Annotated in this window: 13 protein-coding genes; 4 read left to right on the top strand and 9 right to left on the bottom strand. The window is 62.7% G+C overall.

The window, feature by feature from the left end; all coding sequences use genetic code 11:
• Positions 1–6: 6 nt before the first annotated feature.
• The 7 genes from BLR77_RS20730 to metR form a co-directional block, all read right to left on the bottom strand.
• Entirely contained in the window at positions 7–1527 is a 1521-nt protein-coding gene (locus BLR77_RS20730) for a glycosyltransferase (protein ID WP_074681363.1), read from the bottom strand.
• Positions 1528–1588: 61 nt separating this feature from the next.
• Positions 1589–3013 (bottom strand): mannose-1-phosphate guanylyltransferase/mannose-6-phosphate isomerase, encoded by a 1425-nt coding sequence (locus tag BLR77_RS20725; protein WP_074681361.1) that lies wholly within the window; start codon positions 3011–3013, stop codon positions 1589–1591.
• A gap of 163 nt (positions 3014–3176) precedes the next feature.
• Positions 3177–4487 carry a nucleotide sugar dehydrogenase gene (locus BLR77_RS20720; RefSeq protein WP_074681359.1) on the bottom strand — a complete coding sequence of 437 codons (1311 nt, stop codon included), beginning with the start codon at positions 4485–4487 and terminating at the stop codon, positions 3177–3179.
• Positions 4488–5309: 822 nt separating this feature from the next.
• Positions 5310–8456 carry an efflux RND transporter permease subunit gene (locus tag BLR77_RS20715; protein ID WP_074681357.1) on the bottom strand — a complete coding sequence of 1049 codons (3147 nt, stop codon included), beginning with the start codon at positions 8454–8456 and terminating at the stop codon, positions 5310–5312.
• A 1-nt stretch (position 8457) separates the two neighbouring features.
• Positions 8458–9540 carry an efflux RND transporter periplasmic adaptor subunit gene (locus BLR77_RS20710; protein WP_074681355.1) on the bottom strand — a complete coding sequence of 361 codons (1083 nt, stop codon included), beginning with the start codon at positions 9538–9540 and terminating at the stop codon, positions 8458–8460.
• Between the two features lie 6 nt (positions 9541–9546).
• Entirely contained in the window at positions 9547–10203 is a 657-nt protein-coding gene (locus tag BLR77_RS20705) for a TetR/AcrR family transcriptional regulator (protein ID WP_074681353.1), read from the bottom strand.
• Between the two features lie 312 nt (positions 10204–10515).
• Complete coding sequence (gene metR, locus BLR77_RS20700; protein ID WP_061241551.1) at positions 10516–11433, bottom strand: transcriptional regulator MetR; 918 nt, start codon at positions 11431–11433, stop codon at positions 10516–10518.
• Between the two features lie 168 nt (positions 11434–11601).
• Between metR and metE the strand changes: the two genes are divergently transcribed.
• On the top strand, positions 11602–13905 hold the full coding sequence (gene metE / locus BLR77_RS20695; protein WP_074681351.1) for a 5-methyltetrahydropteroyltriglutamate--homocysteine S-methyltransferase: 2304 nt from the start codon (positions 11602–11604) through the stop codon (positions 13903–13905).
• Positions 13906–14103: 198 nt separating this feature from the next.
• Positions 14104–15093: an alpha/beta fold hydrolase gene (locus BLR77_RS20690; protein ID WP_074681349.1), complete on the top strand. Its 990-nt coding sequence runs from the start codon at positions 14104–14106 to the stop codon at positions 15091–15093.
• 11 nt (positions 15094–15104) lie between these two features.
• On the opposite strand, the gene BLR77_RS20685 is transcribed toward BLR77_RS20690, so the two are convergent.
• Complete coding sequence (locus tag BLR77_RS20685; RefSeq protein ID WP_074681347.1) at positions 15105–15365, bottom strand: DUF6316 family protein; 261 nt, start codon at positions 15363–15365, stop codon at positions 15105–15107.
• A gap of 278 nt (positions 15366–15643) precedes the next feature.
• Between BLR77_RS20685 and BLR77_RS20680 the strand changes: the two genes are divergently transcribed.
• Positions 15644–16606, top strand: a complete 963-nt coding sequence (locus BLR77_RS20680) for a DMT family transporter (protein ID WP_074681345.1) — start codon at positions 15644–15646, stop codon at positions 16604–16606.
• On the opposite strand, the gene BLR77_RS20675 is transcribed toward BLR77_RS20680, so the two are convergent.
• Positions 16603–17070, bottom strand: coding sequence for an Lrp/AsnC family transcriptional regulator (locus BLR77_RS20675; RefSeq protein WP_072425327.1), 468 nt, complete (start codon positions 17068–17070; stop codon positions 16603–16605). The genes BLR77_RS20680 and BLR77_RS20675 overlap by 4 nt on opposite strands.
• A 198-nt stretch (positions 17071–17268) precedes the next feature.
• Between BLR77_RS20675 and BLR77_RS20670 the strand changes: the two genes are divergently transcribed.
• A complete protein-coding gene (locus BLR77_RS20670; RefSeq protein WP_074681343.1) occupies positions 17269–20736 on the top strand; it encodes an indolepyruvate ferredoxin oxidoreductase family protein in 3468 nt (1155 codons plus the stop codon).
• The last annotated feature ends 47 nt before the right edge of the window (positions 20737–20783 follow it).

Below are 20783 nucleotides of genomic sequence, written 5' to 3'. Positions count from 1 at the left end.
CTTTACTTAAGGTTGCGTGAGTTCTAGCAGGACCGAAATGACCCCGAAGAAGATGGCAATGGAGGACAACAACATCGTCTTCGACGTCCATCGATTAAGGGCCGCATCGAAACTGACGCTGCCATTGCTGAGCGTGGTCTTTTGCCGGGTCCAGCTCTGCTGATCCATGTGGAACATGGTGTAAACCTTCATCACCGAGCCGACGATCTGGTTGTAATACAGAACGAAGGGGTACATCGGATGCACCGGGTGCTTGGCGAAGAAGAACAACAGCGTTACCAGGGTGCGCGACAACAGCACCCAGAACAGGTACAGCAACAGGTACTGGATGCCGAACAGCAGGCCGGCCACTACCGAGGCGCTCAAACCCATCAGGCAGGTCCACATGGACACGCGCTGGTCGTACAGCACGTACATGGTGAACAGGCCCAGGCGGTCGAGGCCCAGCAGTCGGGTAGCGCGGAAGTTCTGGCGCAGCGAGTTGCCATACCAGCGGTACATCAGCTGCCGGGTCGCGCGCAGGAAGCTGTTGTCTGGTGGATGCTCCACCGTCAGGGTGTGGCTGTCGGGGACGTAGAAGGTGTCCCAGCCGGCGCGCATCAGGCTGAACCAGGAGGACTTGTCGTCACCGGTAAGGAACTGGAAACGCCCCAGCCGCCAGTGGTCGAGGAAGTCGGCTTCCACGTCCTTGATGAATTCCGGGTTGGTCATCACGCTGGCGCGGAAGAACGACAGGCGCCCGGTCATGGTCAGCACGCGTTTGCTCAGTGCCATCGAGCACATGTTGATGTGCCGCTGGACGAAGCGCATGGTGTGCCATTCCTGCATCAGCTTGCTGCCTTCCACCTCGCAGAACTCGTTGGTGGTGATGCCACCGACGCTGGGCAGGTAGGCGAACATGCTGACGGCGCGCTCGACGCAGCCGGGCAGCATCATGGTGTCGCCATCGACCACACCCACCACGGCGTTCTCCAGGGGCATCTGCCGGGACAGGGCGCGGAAGGCATGCGCCAGGCCGTCGCGTTTGCCGGTGCCACGGGCGCGCACGATGATCAGCTTGATGTCGTCGCGGTCGCGCACTTCCTGCCGCATGATGTCCTTGATGAAATTCTCGTCGCCTTTCTCCACGATCGAGGCGATGACGGTGCAGGGCACCGGCATCCGCTGCACTTCCTGAAACACCGACTGGTACACCTTGAAAGTGGTGTGGGTCGGGATGCGGAAGCTGGTCACCACCATGAACATGTGCTCGGGCAGCGCCGCGGCCCCCATGCGCTCGACGGCCTTGCGCATCCGTGGGAAACGCCAGTGCAGGAAGTACATGCCGCGCAGATAGTGAGTGGCGGCGTTGCCGTACCGCCACATGCCCAGCGCGCCGATCAGGAAAATGAATTTCTGATGCGACGGGTCGAGGTAGCTCGGGTCGACCATTTCCGAGGCAAGCGCGAGCAAGGCGATCAGGCATAGCCAACCGCACAGCTTGCCGAAACCGGATGAGGTGTCGACCCCATTGAATAACCTAGGCATGTGACGTGCTTCCTCCAGTGAAGCCGTGTACGGACGTCAGGCGTTGTGACGCTGAAAGTCGCTAGCTGATCGTGGCGTCGGTGCGGCCGTAGACATCCTCGAATCGCTCGATGTCGTCCTCACCCAGATAGCTGCCGGACTGGACTTCGATGATCTCCAGGGGAATCTTGCCGGGGTTGGCAAGACGGTGAACGGCGGCGATGGGGATGTAGGTCGACTGGTTCTCCCAGAGCAGGAAGGTCTTGTCGTCACAGGTCACCCGCGCAGTGCCGGAGACCACGATCCAGTGTTCGGCCCGGTGGTGGTGCTTTTGCAGCGACAGGCTGGCGCCTGGCTTGACCACGATGCGTTTGACCTGAAAGCGGTTACCACTGTCGATGGAGTCGTAGCTGCCCCACGGGCGATAGACCTGGCAGTGGTTCTGCGCCTCGGTGCGCCCCTCGCAGGTGAGGGTGTTGACCAGATGCTTGACGTCCTGCACGCGGTCCTTGTGGGCGACCATCACGGCGTCCTTGGTCTCCACCACCACCACGTCCTTCAGACCGACCAGGGTCACCAGCTTGCTCTGGCTATGGGCCAGGCAGTCCTGACTGTCGTGGATCACCACGTCGCCAGAGCAACTGTTGCCCTGGTCGTCCTTGTCCTGAACATCCCACAGCGCAGACCAGGAGCCGACGTCGTTCCAGCCTGCCGCGAGCGGCACCACGCAGGCGCGATCGGTCTTTTCCATCACCGCGTAGTCGATGGAGTTGTCCGGGCAGCACTCGAAGGAGCTGGGGTCGATACGGATGAATTGCAGGTCGCTCTTGCTGCGGCTGAGCGCCAGCTGGCAGGTGTCGTAGATGTCCTGATCGTGCCGTTGCAGTTCTTCCAGATAGCGGCTGCAGCGGAACAGGAACATGCCGCTGTTCCAGACGTAGTCGCCTTGCGCCACGAATTCGCTGGCGGTGGCCAGGTCGGGTTTCTCGACGAACTGCTCGACTGACAGAACGCCACCCGGCAGCCCGGATCGCTCGCCGGTCCTGATATAGCCGTAACCGGTTTCAGGCCGCTCGGCGGGGATGCCGAACAGCACCATCTCGCCCTGTTCTGCAGCCTTGCGAGCCACACCGAGTGCGCTATGGAACACCGGGAGGTCTTCGATCACATGATCAGCTGGCAGGACCAGGATCAGCTCGTCGCGCCCGGCGGCGAGCAGGTGCATGGCGGCGATGGCCACGGCCGGCGCGGTGTTGCGGCCGAACGGCTCCAGCAGAATGGTCTGCGCTTCGCCGCCGATAGCGGCAAGTTGCTCGCTGACGATGAAGCGATGTTCCTCGTTGCACACCACGATGGGCTTGCTGATGCCCTCGATTGCCAGGCGGCCGAGTGTCTGCTGAAACAGGGTCTCGCTGCCGGTGAGGGCCAGGAACTGCTTGGGATAAAGCTTGCGCGAGAGCGGCCAGAGTCTGGAACCGCTACCACCGGACAAAATCAGAGGAATCATGCTGTCACTCCTGTAAACATCGATTCGGATCGTATGGGCAGTGAACGGGCGACATGCCATAACCAATCAAGCGGCGCCCAACCGGTGCCGCCTCTGTTCTTGTTAGGCTCTGTACGAAAAGTGCCTGCGCTCGGCGACTTTTCGTACAGGCCCTAGCTTTTTGCTACCAGCAGATACCTTCCTTGTTGGCCTGGGTGGCATGCGTCATGAAGCCCACGAGGTCGACGATCTGTTTGTCGTCACCGACGCTGTTTATGACTTCGGCGAAGCGCTGTTCACCATTGCCAATGATCAGTACGTCGGATTGCGAGACCACCTCGTCGAGCTCCTTGCACAGCAGCGAGGAAACGTGGGGGATCTTCGATTCGATGTATTCCTTGTTGGCGCCGAAAACGCGGGCGTATTCGACGTTGCTGTCGAAAATGCGCAGTTCGTAGCCTTTGCCGATCAGCATTTCGGCCAGCTCGACCAGGGGGCTTTCACGCAGGTCGTCGGTGCCAGCCTTGAAGCTCAGACCCAGCAGGCCGATGCGGCGCTTGTCATAGCTGGCGACGATGTCGAAGGCTTTCTTCACCTGGGCGGCGTTGCTGCGCATCAGCGAGTTGATCAGCGGTGCTTCCACGTCCAGGCTGCCGGCACGGTAGGAGAGGGCGCGCACATCCTTGGGCAGGCACGAGCCGCCGAAGGCGAAGCCGGGCTTCATGTAGTACTTGGAGAGATTGAGCTTGTGATCCTGGCAGACCACGTCCATCACTTCGCGGCCATCGACGCCGGCGGCCTTGGCAATGTTGCCGATCTCGTTGGCGAAGGTGACCTTGGCTGCGTGCCAGACGTTGCAGGTGTACTTGATCATCTCCGCCACTTCGATGGACTTGCGGATGATCGGCGCGTCCAGTTCGCTGTACAGCTCTTGCAGAAGATCGCCGGATTGTTCGTCCAGCTCACCGATCACGGTCATGGCCGGGAAGTCGTAATCCTTGATCGCGGTGCTTTCACGCAGGAATTCCGGGTTGGTGGCCACGCCGAAATCGATACCGGCTTTCTTGCCGGACGCTGCTTCGATCAGCGGTATCACCACATTCTTTACCGTGCCCGGCAGGACCGTGCTGCGCACAACCACGGTGTGACGTTCCTGCTTGTCGCGCAGGGCGGTACCGATCTGCTTGCACACCGACTCCATATAACCGAGGTCGAGGTCGCCATTGCGCTTGCTCGGTGTGCCCACGGCAATGAACGACAGCTCGCTGGCCAGCACTGCGGCGCTGACATCGGTGGTGCCGCGCAGCAGGCCGGATCTGACGCCGGCTTCGAGCAGTTCGCCGAGACCGGGTTCGACGATGGGGGATTTGCCTTGATTGATCAGGTCGATCTTGGTTTGCGATACATCGACGCCAATGACCTCATGGCCGCGAGCCGACAAGCAACCGGCGCATACGGCGCCCACATAACCCAATCCAAAGATGGTGATTCTCATAGGTCCCTCTCTCATATAATTGAGCTAGCCGGTTTGAACTGGCCGACATCCGTGTTCATTAAGTACGCCACTAAGATTGCGTAATGGTTACTGCAATCGAATGGGTGGTACTCGAATTGGCGCGGATACTAAGTTGGCTGTTTTGGCATTTCAAGCAAAACGTGAACCAAAAACTTCGAATTGTTCTTGTTTGTCTTTCTTTAAAATTTTGTTCAATAAAAACAATAACTTATATTTGCTGTTTTTTAGGCGCCAAAAAATAGTTGGTGCTTTTATGGGCGTTATTTTTATGGCGCCATAAAAACATTGTATTTTGTGCTTAGTTGTATGGCGCTGGAGTAAGACCCTGCTCGTAAGTTGTGCATAAGTGCGTTTCGCTGTTCTCAACGTCACGAGAGAGGGTGCTGAGCAGCAGTCATGCGAACGTGCTGGGGGGATTTCGGGCGGGGGGAGCGCTGCCAGGGGAGCATCTCCGCTCTGTGAAACATGCCGCGCAATTGAGGCTTGGCACAGTGCCACTGCCTGGACTACTCTCCGGTCACCGGGCTAACGAAGTGGCCAACCGGCAGGATGCCGACCCCATACACTTCGTTAGCTCGGTATTTCTTCCTTCCGCTGGCCAATGCAAGCGAGTGGAAAAAGCAAAGCCCTCCGAGAGAGGGCTTTGTCGTTTCTGCAAGACGCCTGCGCGTCTGCTGTCTGTTAAAAGCATCCCTGCTGTCTTTCCATTCCCGCCCTAACCATCGTTGCTGGTTAGCCTAGGCGATATCTGGCGTTTTGCCATGTATCCAGCTTTGGTTGCTGGGGCGCCGGACTCCAGCGTCAGTTGGTGCGCTGCAGGTTTGCCCTGTCGGGTTTGCGGGCGATCAGGTGTTCCGGCAGGTCGAGCAGGTCGGTGTCGTAGGTCTCCAGCGGTGGCGGGCGGCGCTCGAAGCGAGCGCCGAGTACCAGCAGGCAAGGGGTGAGCAGCAGCGTCAGCACGGTGGCGAAGGCCAGGCCGCCGGCGATGGCGCTGGACAGCTGCGTCCACCACTGCGTCGAGGGCGCGCCGAAGCCGAGACTCGGTGTCACCAGGTCGACGTTGATGCTGAGCACCATGGGCATCAGACCAAGGATGGTGGTCACCGCCGTCAGTAGTACCGGGCGCAGGCGCAGGCTGCCGGTTTCCAGTGCTGCTTCGCGCGGTTCCAGGCCCTGGCGGCGCAGCTGGTTGTAGGTGTCGATCAGGATGATGTTGTTGTTCACCACGATGCCGGCCAGGGCGATCAGGCCCATGCCGACCATGACGATGCCGAACGACTGACCATTTACCAGCAGGCCCATCAGTACACCGGCGGTGGAGAGGACGATGGCCGACAACACCAGCGCTGCCTGGTAGAGGCTGTTGAACTGTGTCACCAGGATGATCGCCATGAGGAAGATCGCAACGACGAAGGCGGTCATCAGGAAGATGGCGGCCTCGCGCTGGTCGGCATCCTCGCCGGCGAACTTCACCTTGACCTCGGCTGGTACATCACCAAGGGCTTCGCGTAATGCCCTGAGGCGTTCGTCCAGGCGCGCGCCCTCGGCCAGGTCGGCCTGCAGGGTGATGGTGCGGTCACCATCGACACGGCGCAGGGTGCCGACCTTGGGCGCAGGCTGCAGGTCGACGAAGTTGCTCAGCGGTACCTGGCCGGCGGTTGTATTGAGGGTCAGACGGCCGAGCTGGTCGAGCGAGCGCCAGTTACCGGGCAGGCGCACACGGATGTCCACTTCATCGGTGGCATCTTCAGGGCGGTAGGTGGCCAGTTTCAGGCCGTTGGTGATCATCTGCACCGCGTTGCCGACGCTGAGCACATCGGCGCCGAAGCGCGCGGCCGCCTCGCGGTCGACCTTGATCCGCCATTCGATGCCGGGCAGGGCGCGGTCGTCCTCGATATCGGCGAAGCCACCGAGCCTTTGCATTTCCCCACGGATACGCTCGACCCACTGCTCGCCCTGCGCCGGGTCCAGCGAGCTGATCTGCAGCTTCACCGGCTTGCCGTCGGTGGGGCCCTGTTCCTGTTTGCGGAACTCCAGTACCACGCCGGGAATGTCGGCGGTACGCTGGCTCATTTCGGCGAGAATGTCGTTGGCCGGACGGCGCTGGTGCCAGTCGACGAACTGGAACTGCAGGGTGCCGATCACATCGGCGCCGAGCTGGCCTTCCGGTTGGGCCAGGGAGCGCGCATACAACGCCTTGACCTCGCGCATGCCCAGCACCTGTTTTTCCACCTGCTTGAGCAGGGCGTCCTTCTCCTGCACCGACAGATCGCCACGGGCGCGCAGCCAGATCTGCGCACTTTCCGGCTCGACATCGGGGAAGAATTCCACGCCGTGGTTGAAGCGGCCGTAGCCGACATAAATCAGCGAGACCAGCGCGAGCATGCCAAGCAGGGTCAGGCCGGGGCGCTTGAGCAGTTTCTCCAGCAGCAGGCGATAGGCATTGCCCGCGCGGCTGGCGCTCTGCGCCTTTGGCCGTGCGTTGCCGCCGGTGACTGCGCCGAGCACCGGCAGAAACACCAGGGCCATGGCCAGCGAGGCCAGCAGGCAGAGAATCACGGTGGCCGGCAGGTACTTCATGAACTGACCGACCACGCCGGGCCAGAACAGCAGCGGCAGGAACACCACCAAGGTGGTGGCGGTGGAGGCTATAACCGGCCAGGCCATCCGCGTGGCGGCATTGGCCCAGGCCTGACGAGGCGTTTGCCCCTGGTGCAGGTAGCGGTCGGCCAGCTCGGAAACGACGATGGCGCCGTCGACCAGCATGCCGGCCACCAGAATCAGGCTGAACAGCACGACGATATTGAGGGTGAAGCCGAGCATCCAGATCAGCAGGATGCCGCTGAGGAAGGCGCCGGGAATGGTCAGGCCGACCAGCAGCGCCGAACGCATGCCCATGCTCGCCACCACCAGGATCAGCACCAGGACGATGGCGGTCAGTACGTTGTTGAGCAGGTCGCTGAGCATGCTCTGCACTTCCTGCGACTGGTCCATGATGTAGCTGACTTCAACACCGGGCGGCAGCAGGGGTTTTGCCTGCTCCATCAGCGCCTTGATCTGCTCGATGGTATGGATGATGTTGGCGCCGCTGCGTTTGGCCACTTCCAGCACGATGGCGGGCTGGCCATTGATGCGGGCGAAGCCGGTGGGGTCCTTGAAGGTGCGGCGAATGGTGGCGACGTCGGCGAAGGTGATCACGCTGTCACCGACCACCTTGATCGGCATTGTCATCACGTCTTCGAGGTCTTCGATGACGCCAGGTACCTTCATGCTCATGCGGCCGGCACCGGTATCCAGGCTGCCGGCGGCGACCAGCCGGTTGTTGCGGCTGACCAGGTTGAACAGCTCGTTGTAATCGATGCCGTAGCTGTCGAGCACCTGCGGATCGACGACGATTTCCAGCAGGTCCTCGCGGTCGCCGCCAATGGTCACCGAGAGCACTTCGGCGATACCTTCCACGTTCTCCTTCAGGCGCCGGGCGATATACACCAGCTCGGTTTCGGCGATGGGGCCGGACAGGCCGATCGACAGCACCGGGAACAGCGCCACATTGACTTCGGTGACGGTCGGCTCGTCGGCCTCTTCAGGCAGCTTGCTGCGAGCGGTATCGACCTTCTCGCGCACGTCGGCCAGCGCCACCTTGGCGTCGAAGCCGGCGTCGAACTCCAGGGTCACCGAGGCGTGTCCTTCGCTGGATACCGAGCGCATTTCCTTGACGCCCTCGAGGCTGCGCAGCTCCTGCTCCAGTGGGCGCACCAGCAGACGTTCGCCGTCTTCCGGACTGATACCTTCCAGGGTCACCGAGACGTAGATCATGGGAATGACCACGTCCGGGTTGGATTCCTTGGGGATGGCGACATAGGCGACCAGGCCACCGAGGATCAGGAAGGTGAGGATCATCAGGCTGGTACGGCTGCGATCCAGCGCTGCGGCAATCAGTGCATGCATCTCAGCTGCCCTCTGCGGCGAGTTGCGTGCGTACCTGCTGGCCGGGCTGGACGAAGCCCTGGCCGAGGGTGATCAGGGCCACCTTCGGCGGCAGGCCGCTGACCCAGGCGCCCTGGTTGTCGACGCTGATCAGTTGCACCGGGGTGAACTCCACGCGCTGCGCTTCGTTGACCCATTTGACGCCGTGGCGGCCGCTTTCATCCAGGCTGAGCAGGGCAGGTGACAGGCGATGGGCCATGGCCTCTCCGGTCTGGATATGCAGGGTGGCGCTGGCGCCGGCCAGGCGCAGGCCGTCGGGGTTGTCCACCTTGACCTCGATGCGGAAGCTGCGTGAGCCGGGGTCGGCGGCAGCGGCGATAAAGTGCAGCTCGCCTTCCAGTGTGCGGCCATCGAGCAGTTCCACCTTTACCGGTTGGCCCAGCTCCAACTGGATGACCTGCTGCTGGGCGATCTGCGCGCTGACCTTGAGGCGGTCGATATCCACCAGGGTCAGCAGGCTCTGGCCTGGCTGGACGAAATCGCCCAGTTCGACCATGCGCTGGTCATAGATTCCGGCAAACGGCGCCTTGATCTTGGTGTTGCGCTGCTGCAAGCGGGCGCTGTCGAGTTCCGCGCGGGCCTTGGCCAGTTCGCTCTCCAGGCGCATCAGCTCGTTGGCCGAAACCAGGCTGCGTTCACGCAGGCGTTTGGCGGCGGTGACGTCGCTCTGACGCTGGCGTACATCGGCCTCGCTACGCGCGACCTGGGCCGGGCGGTCGTCTGGCGAAATGCTCAGCAGCAATTGATCGGCAGCGACGCGGCTGCCCTTGTCCTGGTCCAGGTTCTGCACGCTGCCGCTGACCTGGGCGCGCAGTTCCACGCGGCGCCAGGCTTCGACCTGCCCCTGCACTACATGCTGGCGTTGCATCGGCTCGGCCTGTAGCCATTGAATTTCGACACGCGCGAGGTCGGCGGTCGTGGCGGGCTGGTCGGGCTCGACCTCGTCGCGCGCGACGAAACGATCGCCGCTGAGCAGCCAGGCCACCAGCAGGACTGCGATGACGATGGCGATGATCCAGGGACGCTTGCTGAGTTGGGCGAACATGACGGTTTACTCGCTGAGTACAGGCGCTGTGTGCAGCGCGGCGGCCTGGCCTTGCAGGCCGGCAATGATGAAATCGGTGACGCGCTGGAAATAGGCGTCCAGCTCGATGGGTTCTGCCCAATGGGCGAAGCCGCCGGAGGCAATACGTGCCATCACGCCATTTACGCAAGCCTCCACGCCCCACAGCAGGTATTGGCAATCAGTGGGGGAAAGTTTCAGTTCGCTGAAGCTGCCTTGCAGCAGTTGGTTGAACAGGGCCATGTACTGGCCTTCCAGTTCGAGGAACTGTTCACGGTAGGGCGCGTCCAGGCGTTCCTGGAAGGCGGGGCGGTCGCACAGCAGGCAGAGTTGGGCTTGCAGCGGGTCGGCCAGCAGTTGTTCGAAGGCGCGACGAATCACATGACGCATGGCTTCGCGCGGCGGTGCCTGGTTCGCGGTCTCGCGCAGTTCGCCCAGATGCTGGCGCGAGCAATCCAGCACCAGGCGCGCATAGAGTGCCTCCTTGCTGGAAAAGTGCTTGTACACCGTGCCCTTGCCAATGCCGGCATGACGGGCCACCTCAGCGATGGTGACGCGATCCCAGGATTGCTCCTGAAACAGCTGGCGAGCGGATTGCAGCAGGGCGTTTTCCCGCTGCTGGAAAAGTTGATCCTGGTAGCGCATGACGGTTCCGGGTTCGTGACCGGTGGTCATGCTATGACTGTTGGTCACGATGCAGCAAGGCGGGAGTTGTAACAAGGCAATTGGCGGGTGGCCGTTCACTGCCTCATTCGCCGCGAGGCGCGGTTCCTAGAGGGGATGCATGAGTGTAGGAGCCCCGCCCCGGGGCGGGGCTTCTAACCCACCAGGCGATGAAACGCGTTGCGCCGATGGCGGGTTACGCCGCAGCAGACATTGCAGGGGTGATTGCGGAAAGGGGCAGGCGGCTAACCCGCCCTACGACTTTCGCTCGATCCTTGCCCCGTGAGGCTACGCTCAGCGCGCCACGCTGACGCCTTCGAGGCTGGCGAAGGAGGTGTCCTTGGCGGTGAGCAGGAAGTCGCGCATGAACGGCGCGTCGAGCATGTCGGTGCGGATCGCCGCGTAGAGCGTGGCGAACAGGCCTTTTTCTCCCAGGCGCTTGGCGCTGACGTAACCCCGCGAGCTGTATTCGTGCAGCGCCCAGTTGGGCAGGCCACACACGCCACGACCGCTGGCGACCAGTTGCATCATCATCACCGTCAACTCGGAAGTGCGCACCTGGGCCGGCTCGACATCGTTGGGTTCGAGAAAGCGGGTGAAGATGTCCAGGCGGTCGCGTTCAACCGGGTAGGTGATCAGGGTTTCCGTGGCCAGGTCCTGCGGCTGGATGCAGGCCTTGTGCGCCAGGCGGTGCTGGTTGGCCACGGCAAGCATGGCCTCGTAGGTGAACAGTGGCACGTAGGTGATGCCGGCCAGCTCGATGGGGTCGGACGTCACCACCAGGTCGAGGTCACCCCGGGCCAGTGCGGGGAGCGGGGCGAAGGAGAAGCCCGAGGCCAGGTCCAGCTCCACTTCCGGCCAGGCATCGCGGAACTGGTCGATGGTCGGCATCAGCCACTGGAAGCAGCTGTGGCATTCGATGGCCATATGCAGGCGACCGGCAGTGCCACCCGCCAGGCGCGCCAGGTCACGTTCGGCGCCGCGCAGCAGGGGCAGGGTGGCGTCGGCCAGTTGCAGCAGACGCAGACCAGCGCTGGTAAAGCGCACCGGTTTGGTCTTGCGCACGAACAGCTGCAGACCAAGGCGTTCTTCCAGTTCCTTGAACTGATGCGACAGCGCCGACTGGGTCAGGTGCAGGCGCTCGGCCGCCTCTACCAGGCTGTCGGTCTCGCGCAGGGCGTGCAGGGTTTTCAGGTGGCGTAGCTCGAGCATGCTGGGTCTCTGTGAAGGTTTCACTCATCCAATAACGGAACTGGATGAAAGTGGTTCATAAAGCCTACATGAGTAAATCTATAGATCAAGGCGAAAATCTTGAGTTTGTCTCACTCGTGCTCGATGCCGAGAATGGCGCCATCTCGATTGATTCTGGAGTTTCACGACATGGCCCTGTCTCATTCCCTCGGTTTTCCGCGCATTGGCCGCGACCGTGAATTGAAAAAAGCCCTCGAAGCCTACTGGAAGGGTGAGCTGGACGAAGCCGGACTGCGCGCCGTTGGTCAGCGTCTGCGGGCCGAGCACTGGCGGCTGCAGAAGGATGCCGGTATCGATCTGCTGCCGGTGGGCGACTTCGCCTGGTACGACCAGGTGCTTGGTCATTCCCTGGCCTTCGGCGTGATTCCCGAGCGCTTTCGCCCGGCCGCCGGCAAGCCGACCCTGGATACCCTGTTCGCCATGGCCCGAGGCGCCGTGGCGACGGACCGCAGCCATGGTTGCTGTGGCGGCGCCCACGCCCAGGAGATGACAAAATGGTTCGATACCAACTACCACTATCTGGTGCCGGAGTTCAGCGCGGATCAGCAGTTCGCCCTGAGCTGGGAACAACTGTTCGAAGAAGTAGCTGAGGCTCATGCCCTTGGGCACAAGGTCAAACCGGTGCTGATCGGCCCGTTGACCTATCTATGGCTGGGCAAGGCCAAGGGTGGCGACTTTGACAAGCTTGAGTTACTTGAAAGCCTGCTGCCGGTCTATGGCGAAATCTTCCAGCGCCTGGCCGCGCAGGGCGTGGAGTGGGTGCAGATCGACGAGCCGATTCTGGTGCTCGACCTGCCGCAGGCGTGGAAGAACGCCTTCGAGCGCGCCTACAACCTGATTCAGCGCGAGCCGTGCAAGAAGCTGATCGCCACCTATTTTGGCGGCCTGGAGGATAACCTGGGGCTGGCCGCCAACCTGCCGGTGGACGGTCTGCATATCGACCTGGTGCGTGCGCCGGAGCAGTACCCGACCATTCTCGACCGCCTGCCGGCTTATAAAGTGTTGTCGCTGGGCGTGGTCAACGGGCGCAACGTCTGGCGCTGCGATCTGGAGAAGGTGCTTGAGGTGCTGCGTCACGCTCACGAGCGCCTGGGCGAAAGGCTGTGGGTGGCGCCGTCCTGCTCGCTGTTGCACAGCCCGGTGGATCTGGCCCGTGAAGATCAACTCGACGCCGAACTCAACAGCTGGCTGGCCTTCGCCGTGCAGAAATGCCAGGAGGTCGCATTGCTCGGCAAGGCTCTCGAGGCGCCGGAGGATGCCGCCGTTCAAGCCGCACTGGAGGTGAGCCGCGCGGTGCAGGCGGCGCGTGCTGCATCGACGCGCATTCACAAGCCCGAGGTGCAGGCACGCCTGGCGGCGATTCGTCCGCGCCATGCTCAGCGCCAGTCACCGTTCGCCGAGCGCATCGAACAACAGCGTGAGCGCCTGCAACTGCCATTGCTGCCGACCACGACCATCGGCTCCTTCCCGCAGACCTCGGCGATTCGCCTGGCGCGGCAGTCGTTCAAGCAAGGCAAGCTGAGTGCGGCCGAATACACCGAGGTCATGCACAGCGAAATTCGCCACGCGGTGCAGATACAGGAGCGTCTGGGTCTGGATGTGCTGGTGCATGGCGAGGCCGAGCGCAACGACATGGTCGAGTACTTCGCCGAGCAACTCGACGGCTACGCCTTCACCCGCTTCGGCTGGGTGCAGAGCTACGGTTCGCGCTGCGTCAAACCGGCGGTGATCGTCGGCGACCTGAGCCGGCCCGAGGCGATGACCGTGGAGTGGATCAAGTACGCCCAGGACCTGACCGACAAGCCGATGAAGGGCATGCTGACCGGCCCGGTGACCATGCTGATGTGGTCCTTCCCGCGTGAGGATGTGTCGCGCGAGGTGCAGGCCAGGCAACTGGCGCTGGCGATTCGTGACGAGGTGGTGGACCTGGAGGCCGCCGGCATCAAAATCATCCAGATCGACGAGGCCGCGTTCCGTGAGGGCTTGCCGTTGCGTCAGGCCGCCTGGCAGCACTACCTGGACTGGGCCACCGAGGCCTTCCGCCTGACCGCCAGCGGCGTGCGTGACGAAACGCAGATCCACACCCACATGTGCTACAGCGAGTTCAACGATGTGATCGAGTCCATCGCGGCGATAGATGCCGATGTGATCACCATCGAAACCTCGCGTTCTGACATGGAGTTGCTGGAGGCCTTCGAGCGCTTCGATTATCCCAACGAGATTGGCCCAGGTGTCTACGACATCCACTCGCCACGGGTGCCGGACAGCGCCGAGATGGCCAATCTGCTGCGCAAGGCGGCGCGGCGGATCCCGCTCGAACGCCTATGGGTCAACCCCGATTGCGGCCTGAAAACCCGCGTCTGGCCGGAGACCGAAGCAGCGCTGGTGAATATGGTGGCGGCCGCCAGGCAGTTGCGGGCCGAGCTGGCCTGATCCCCCGGTAATCGCGGCTGAAGCCCCTTCCACAGCTCAGTGAGAGGGGCGTTCGCGACGCTCCGGGTGGCGCCTCTGGTCACCTTTGAGGCAACCGTTCGTCCTCCTTCATCAAACTGTCACGCTTGTGTGGCAGCGCCGTCGAACGACTTTCACCAGAATCGCGTTTCAGTGGGGTTCTGCGTTTCTGGTGTTTTCATGCGTGCATTCATTTTCATGGCCGCGTTGCTTTGCGGCCTGCCGTCTTTTGCGGCCAATCGTTGCGACCTGTCCGAGCCGACCCGTTATGCGGACGTCGGTGAGGTGCGCCTGGCTTATCAAAGCATTGGCAACGAGCGCGATCCGGCGCTGTTGCTGGTGATGGGGCTGGGCGGACAGTTGATCCACTGGCCTGACGAGGTAGTCGAGCGCCTGTGTCAGCAGGGTTTTCGCGTCGTGCGCTTCGACAATCGTGACGTCGGGCTGAGCACCTGGCGGCGACCGGCGCCAAGCATCAACCTGCCTTACGAGGTGCTGCGCTATCGTCTGGGCCTTTCGCTCGGTGCGCCTTATCACCTGCGCGACATGGCGGGCGATGCCCTGGGGTTGATGGATCGCCTTGGCGTCGACAACTTCCATGTACTGGGTGCGAGCATGGGCGGCATGATCGCCCAGCACCTGGCCGATCTGGCGCCGCAGCGTGTTCTCAGTCTGACGCTGGTGATGACCAGCTCGGGTGCTCAAGGGTTGCCTGCACCCAGCGATGCGCTGGTGGCGCTGTTGGCAAGGCGCGAGGCGGGGAGTCGCGAGGCCGCTCTGCAGCAGCAGGCAGACTTGCTCGCGGCACTCGGCAGCCCAGCGGTGCTTGATGATCGTGCCTTGCTCTTGCATCAGGCTGAGCAGGCCTATGACCGTGCCTTCAATCCCGAAGGCGTGCAGCGTCAGCTGCTGGCGATTCTTGCCGAGTCGAGCCGGGTCGAACTGCTCAATCGCCTGAAAGTGCCGACGCTGGTGGTGCATGGCACGGCCGATCCGCTATTGCCGGTGATGCATGGCGTTCACGTGGCGGCACATATCAAGGGCGCGGAGCTCAAGTTGATTCCGGGCCTGGCGCATCGCTTTCAGGATGCCTTCAAGGAGCCGCTGCTCGCCGCGGTGTTGCCGCATCTCGCGGCGCATAGAGGGGATTTGGGGTTGGCGCGTCTGTAAGTGGCGAGCGCTCAAAGCTCCTGATTGTGCTTGATCGCTTCTCGGCGCTGCAGATTGTCGATGTGCTCGCTGCTATGGCGTAGCAGCTTGTCGGCCATGGCCATGCGCTCGATATAACGCGTGATGCTCTGCTCGGCGTCATGGCGGGAGATAAAAGGGCCTTCCAGCGTGCCTTCGCGAGTGGCGAAGAAGTATTGGCCGTTGACGGCGCTCAGGCGTGAACTGCGGTAATGCGTGCCCGGTTGGGGGTCGAGGTTGCGTTGGCCTAACATGACGAGCGCTCCATCTGCAGGTGCTGGATAACCTGAGTCTACTGTGGCCAATGCGACGTGCTTGGCAAAACGACAGATGGTAGATTTTGGCCGCTTGTTAGCGTCTTTTAACGGATTTTATGGATTATTGGCGCCGGTCGGCTGGCGTCCTGCGGATGCTGAGCAGTACAGTTTCGCTCGGCAACCGGGCGGAACTGTTGCTGTGTCGGTGTGCATGCCTCTCCTAGAATGCTCTGCTGCGGTCGACATGCTCTGTTGGCCGCCTGCCAGAGGTTGCCATGCACATTTCTTCCGGCCGTTGGATGTACGGCCTGCTGCTCGCCCTGATCACTTCCGTGCTCTGGGGCATCCTGCCGATCAAACTGAAAGAAGTTCTCCAGGTGATGGACCCGGTAACGGTCACCTGGTATCGCCTGGCCGTTGCCGGTTCTCTGTTGCTGGCCTATCTCGCCGCGAGCCGCCGGTTGCCGCGTTTTCGTCCGCTGGGACGCAAGGGCGGTTGGCTCCTGGCCCTGGCCATCGGCGGGCTGACGGCCAACTACGTGCTGTATCTGGTCGGGCTCAACCTGCTCAGCCCCGGCACCACGCAGCTGGTGATCCAGGTGGCGCCGATCCTGCTGCTGATCAGCAGCCTGTTCGTCTTTCGCGAGCGCTTCAGCCTGGGCCAGGCGATTGGCCTGATGGTGATGCTGCTGGGCTTCGGCCTGTTCTTCAATCAGCGCCTGGGTGAGCTGCTGACCTCGCTGACCGCCTATACCACCGGGGTGCTGACGGTGCTGGCGGCCGCCTTCGTCTGGACCTTCTATGGCCTGGCGCAGAAGCAACTGCTGACCTCGTGGAATTCGGTGCAGGTGATGATGGTCATCTACCTGGCGTGCGCACTGCTGCTGACGCCCTGGGCGCAGCCAATGCAGGTATTGGAACTGAGCCCGTTGCAGGGCTGGTTACTGCTGGCTTGCTGCCTGAATACCCTGGTCGCCTACGGCGCTTTCGCCGAGGCGCTGGCGCATTGGGAGGCCTCGCGGGTCAGCGCGACTCTGGCACTGACACCGCTGGTGACTTTCGTCTCCGTGGCCCTGGCTTCGACCTGGTGGCCGGATCATGTGCTGCCTGAACAGGTCAACTGGATCGCCTACGCCGGTGCCGTGGTAGTGGTGCTCGGCTCGGCGCTCACCGCCCTCGGGCCATCACTGCTGGCGGCCCTGCAAGCACGCAAGGCAAGGCGCCAGGCCAGGGTCTAATCCAGCGGCAGCTCGGTGGTGCGTTTGACCTCGCTCATGGCGATATGCGAGTGCGCTTCGTGCACATGCGGGCGCTGCAGCAGGTGGTCGCGCAGGAAGCGCTCGTAATCGGCGATATCCTTGGCCACCACCTTGAGCAGGTAGTCCGAACCGCCGGCCATGCTGTAGCACTCCAGCACCTGCGGGTAGCCCACCACGGCCTGTTCGAACTCGTCCAGATTGCCGCGACCGTGGGCCGACAGCTTGATGTCGACGAACACCGTGATGCCGAACCCCAGGCGCTTGTGGTTGAGCAGGGCGACCTTGCGTTCGATCAGCCCGTCTTCCTGCATGCGATGAATGCGCCGCCAGCAGGGTGACTGCGACAGCTCGACCTTTTCCGCTACTTCGGCGGCAGAGAGGTCGGCATCGTGTTGCAGCAGGCGGAGAATCCGGCGGTCAATGGGGCTGAGCTTGTCCTGCATGATTGTTTCCAATTTATTGTGATTGTTGGAAGGATCATGCGAAGTATCGCCTTCGATACTCGAAAATAGAAAGAAAAAAGCGGAACCCTCCAGTTATGATTTAGGCAAATCCGTCGCGGTGATCCTGCGACAGGACTCAACGGAGCGTGTCTACCGTCGCGCTCCCTGTGCTCGCCATAAAAATAAAAGGAGCGCTCCATGTCACTGGCCGAAATCCGCCTGGATGACAAATATCGCCTCGCTACTGGTCACCTCTACCTGACCGGCACTCAGGCGCTCACCCGCCTGCCCATGCTGCAGAAGCAGCGTGACGCCGCCTTCGGACTCAATACCGCCTGCTTCATCTCCGGCTATCGCGGCTCGCCCCTGGGCGGGCTGGACAAGAGCCTGTGGGACGCGCGCGAGTACCTCAAGGAAAACCACATCCACTTCCAGCCCGGCGTCAACGAAGAGCTGGGCGCCACGGCGGTGTGGGGCAGCCAGCAGGCCAACCTGTTCCCTGGTGCCCGCTACGACGGCGTGTTCGCCATGTGGTATGGCAAGGGACCGGGTGTCGACCGCAGCGGCGATGTGTTCAAGCACGGCAACTCGGCCGGCGTCTCCAAGCACGGCGGCGTGCTGCTGCTGGCGGGTGACGACCACGGCTGCAAGTCCTCGACCATCGCCCACCAGAGCGAGCATGCGTTCATCGCCGCGTCGATTCCGGTGCTCAATCCGGCCAACGTCCAGGAGGTGCTGGACTACGGCATCATCGGTTGGGAGCTGTCGCGCTACAGCGGCTGCTGGGTGGCGCTGAAGACCATCGCCGAGAACGTCGATTCCTCGGCCGTGGTGGATGTCGACCCGCTGCGCATCCAGGTGAAGATTCCCGAGGATTTCCAGCTACCCGAAGACGGCGTGCATATCCGCTGGCCCGATCCGCCCCTGGCGCAGGAAAAACGCCTCAACGTCTACAAGATCTACGCTGCCCGGGCCTTCGCCCTGGCCAACAACCTCAACCAGGTCAAGTTGGATTCGCCCAACCCGCGCCTGGGCATCATCACCACCGGCAAGTCCTACCTCGACGTGCGCCAGGCGCTGGACGACCTCGGTCTGGACGAGGCGCTGTGCGCCAAGGTCGGTTTGCGCGTGCTCAAGGTGGGCATGAGCTGGCCGCTGGAGCCGGTCTCGGTGCACCAGTTCGCCGAAGGCCTGGATGAAATCCTGGTGGTGGAAGAGAAACGCAGCATCATCGAGGATCAGCTGACCGGCCAGCTCTACAACTGGCCGGTGGGCAAGCGCCCGCGGGTGGTCGGTGAGTTCGATGAGCAGGGCAATTCGCTGTTGCCCAACCTGGGCGAACTGACTCCGGCGATGATCGCCCGGGTGATCGCCAAGCGCTTGGCGCCCATCTACAGCAGCCCGACCATCGAAGAGCGCCTGGCCTTCCTCGATGCCAAGGAAAAGGCCCTGGCCGCGCCCAAGCACAAGACCGCACGTACGCCACATTTCTGCTCGGGTTGCCCGCACAACAGCTCGACCAAGGTGCCGGAAGGCAGCCGCGCCCTCGGCGGCATCGGTTGCCACTACATGACCCAGTGGATGGACCGCAGCACCGATACCTTCACCCAGATGGGCGGCGAGGGCGCCACCTGGATCGGCCAGGCGCCGTTCACTGACACCCCGCACGTGTTCCAGAACCTCGGCGACGGCACCTACTTCCACTCCGGCCACCTGGCCCTGCGCGCGGCCGTGGCCGCCGGGGTCAACATCACCTACAAGATCCTCTACAACGACGCGGTGGCCATGACTGGCGGCCAGCCCATCGACGGCGAGCTGCGCATCGACCAGCTCAGTCAGCAGGTGCATGCCGAGGGCGTCAAACGCATCGCCCTGGTCAGCGACGAGCCGGACAAGTATCCAACCCGCGCTACCTTCGCGCCGGGTGTGACCTTCCATCACCGTCGCGAGCTGGACGCCGTGCAGCGCGAGCTGCGCGAGGTCAAAGGTTGCTCGGTGATCCTCTACGACCAGACCTGCGCCACCGAGAAACGCCGTCGGCGCAAGCGTGGCAAGCTGGTCGACCCGGCCAAGCGCGCCTTCATCAATCCGGCGGTGTGCGAGGGCTGCGGTGATTGCAGCGTCAAATCCAATTGCCTGTCGGTGCTGCCGCTGGAAACCGAACTGGGGCGCAAGCGCGAGATCGACCAGAGTGCCTGCAACAAGGATTTCAGCTGTCTGGAAGGCTTCTGCCCAAGCTTCGTCACCGTCCACGGTGGCAGCCTGCGCAAGCCTGAGGCCGTTGGCCTGAGCGCGCTGTTCATCGCCTTGCCGGAGCCTAAGCAACCGGCCCTGAGTCGCCCCTGGAACATCCTCCTGCCCGGCGTTGGCGGTAGCGGTGTAACCACCGTCGGTGCGCTGCTGGGCATGGCCGCGCATATCGAAGGCAAGGGCTGCACCGTGCTCGATCAGGCCGGCCTGGCGCAGAAGTTCGGCCCGGTGATCACCCATATCCGCATCGCCGCGCAGCAGAGCGACATCTACGCTGTGCGTATCGCCGCCGGGGAGACCGATCTGCTGTTGGGCTGCGACCTGGTGGTTTCCTCCAGCGAGGAGGCGCTGGCCAAGCTCAACGACAAGATCGCCCATGCGGTGATCAACAGCCATGAAGCGGCCACCGCCGAATTCACCCGCAACCCGGATGCCCAGGTGCCTGGCGCCGCCATGCGTGAGGCGATCAGTGAGGCGGTGGGCGAGGGCAAGACCCGCTTCGTCGACGCTACCCGCCTGGCCACTCGCCTGCTCGGTGACAGCATCGCCACCAACCTGTTCATGCTCGGCTATGCCTATCAGCAGGGTTTGGTTCCGGTGTCGGCCGAAGCGCTGAACAAGGCCATCGAGCTCAACGGCGTGGCGGTTCAGCTCAATCAGCAGGCCTTCCTCTGGGGCCGGCGCGCGGCTCATGACCTGGCTGCGGTGGAAAAACTCGCCGCGCCCAAGGTGGTCGAAGCGCCGCATTGCAGCACCCTGGAGGAGATCCTATCCGACCGCGTGCAGCGCCTGACGGCCTACCAGAACGCCGCCTATGCCGAGCGCTATCGCGAGCTGGTCGAACGTGTGCGCAAGGTCGACAGCGATGCGCAGCAGCGCCTGAGCAAGGCCGTGGCGCGCTACTACTTCAAACTGCTGGCCTACAAGGATGAGTACGAAGTGGCGCGTCTGTACAGCGATGCGACCTTCCGCAAGCAGCTCGAGGCCCAGTTCGAAGGTGACTACCAACTGCAGTTCCACCTGGCGCCGAGCTGGCTGAGCAAGCCCGATACGGCCACCGGCCAGCCACGCAAGCGCAGCTTCGGCCCCTGGATGCTCAAGGCGTTCGGCGTGCTGGCGCGCTTCAAGTTCCTGCGTGGCAGCGCGCTCGATCCGTTCGGTCACAGTGCCGAACGTCGCCTGGAGCGCGAGCTGATCGAGGAATACGAGGCCAACGTGGCCTACCTGCTAACCGAGCTCAATGCCGACAATTACCGCACCGCGGTGGCGCTGGCCGAGATTCCCGAGCAGATCCGCGGCTACGGTCACGTCAAGGAGGCGGCGCTGGCCAAGGCGCGCGAGCAGGCGACGCAGCTCAAGGCACGCCTGACCGTCAGCGAGATCGCCGCCGTGCAGTTGTTCGAACCGGCTGCCTGAGCCTCAGACCCATCCCCTTTGCCACCCTCTCCCACGCGGGAGAGGGG

It is taken from the genome of Ectopseudomonas alcaliphila (assembly GCF_900101755.1).
GTDB classification, from domain to species: Bacteria; Pseudomonadota; Gammaproteobacteria; order Pseudomonadales; family Pseudomonadaceae; genus Aquipseudomonas; species Aquipseudomonas alcaliphila.
The sequence above is the reverse complement of the archived record's forward strand: the minus strand, read 5'-3'. Positions and strand labels throughout refer to the sequence as shown.

Excerpts from the sequence above, each read along its gene's own strand:
- BLR77_RS20730 (WP_074681363.1), bottom strand. The coding sequence starts at position 1,527 with ATGCCTAGGTTATTCAATGGGGTCGACACCTCATCCGGTTTCGGCAAG.
- BLR77_RS20725 (WP_074681361.1), bottom strand. The coding sequence starts at position 3,013 with ATGATTCCTCTGATTTTGTCCGGTGGTAGCGGTTCCAGACTCTGGCCG.
- BLR77_RS20720 (WP_074681359.1), bottom strand. The coding sequence starts at position 4,487 with ATGAGAATCACCATCTTTGGATTGGGTTATGTGGGCGCCGTATGCGCC.
- BLR77_RS20715 (WP_074681357.1), bottom strand. The coding sequence starts at position 8,456 with ATGCATGCACTGATTGCCGCAGCGCTGGATCGCAGCCGTACCAGCCTG.
- BLR77_RS20710 (WP_074681355.1), bottom strand. The coding sequence starts at position 9,540 with ATGTTCGCCCAACTCAGCAAGCGTCCCTGGATCATCGCCATCGTCATC.
- BLR77_RS20705 (WP_074681353.1), bottom strand. The coding sequence starts at position 10,203 with ATGCGCTACCAGGATCAACTTTTCCAGCAGCGGGAAAACGCCCTGCTG.
- metR (WP_061241551.1), bottom strand. The coding sequence starts at position 11,433 with ATGCTCGAGCTACGCCACCTGAAAACCCTGCACGCCCTGCGCGAGACC.
- metE (WP_074681351.1), top strand. The coding sequence starts at position 11,602 with ATGGCCCTGTCTCATTCCCTCGGTTTTCCGCGCATTGGCCGCGACCGT.
- BLR77_RS20690 (WP_074681349.1), top strand. The coding sequence starts at position 14,104 with ATGCGTGCATTCATTTTCATGGCCGCGTTGCTTTGCGGCCTGCCGTCT.
- BLR77_RS20685 (WP_074681347.1), bottom strand. The coding sequence starts at position 15,365 with ATGTTAGGCCAACGCAACCTCGACCCCCAACCGGGCACGCATTACCGC.
- BLR77_RS20680 (WP_074681345.1), top strand. The coding sequence starts at position 15,644 with ATGCACATTTCTTCCGGCCGTTGGATGTACGGCCTGCTGCTCGCCCTG.
- BLR77_RS20675 (WP_072425327.1), bottom strand. The coding sequence starts at position 17,070 with ATGCAGGACAAGCTCAGCCCCATTGACCGCCGGATTCTCCGCCTGCTG.
- BLR77_RS20670 (WP_074681343.1), top strand. The coding sequence starts at position 17,269 with ATGTCACTGGCCGAAATCCGCCTGGATGACAAATATCGCCTCGCTACT.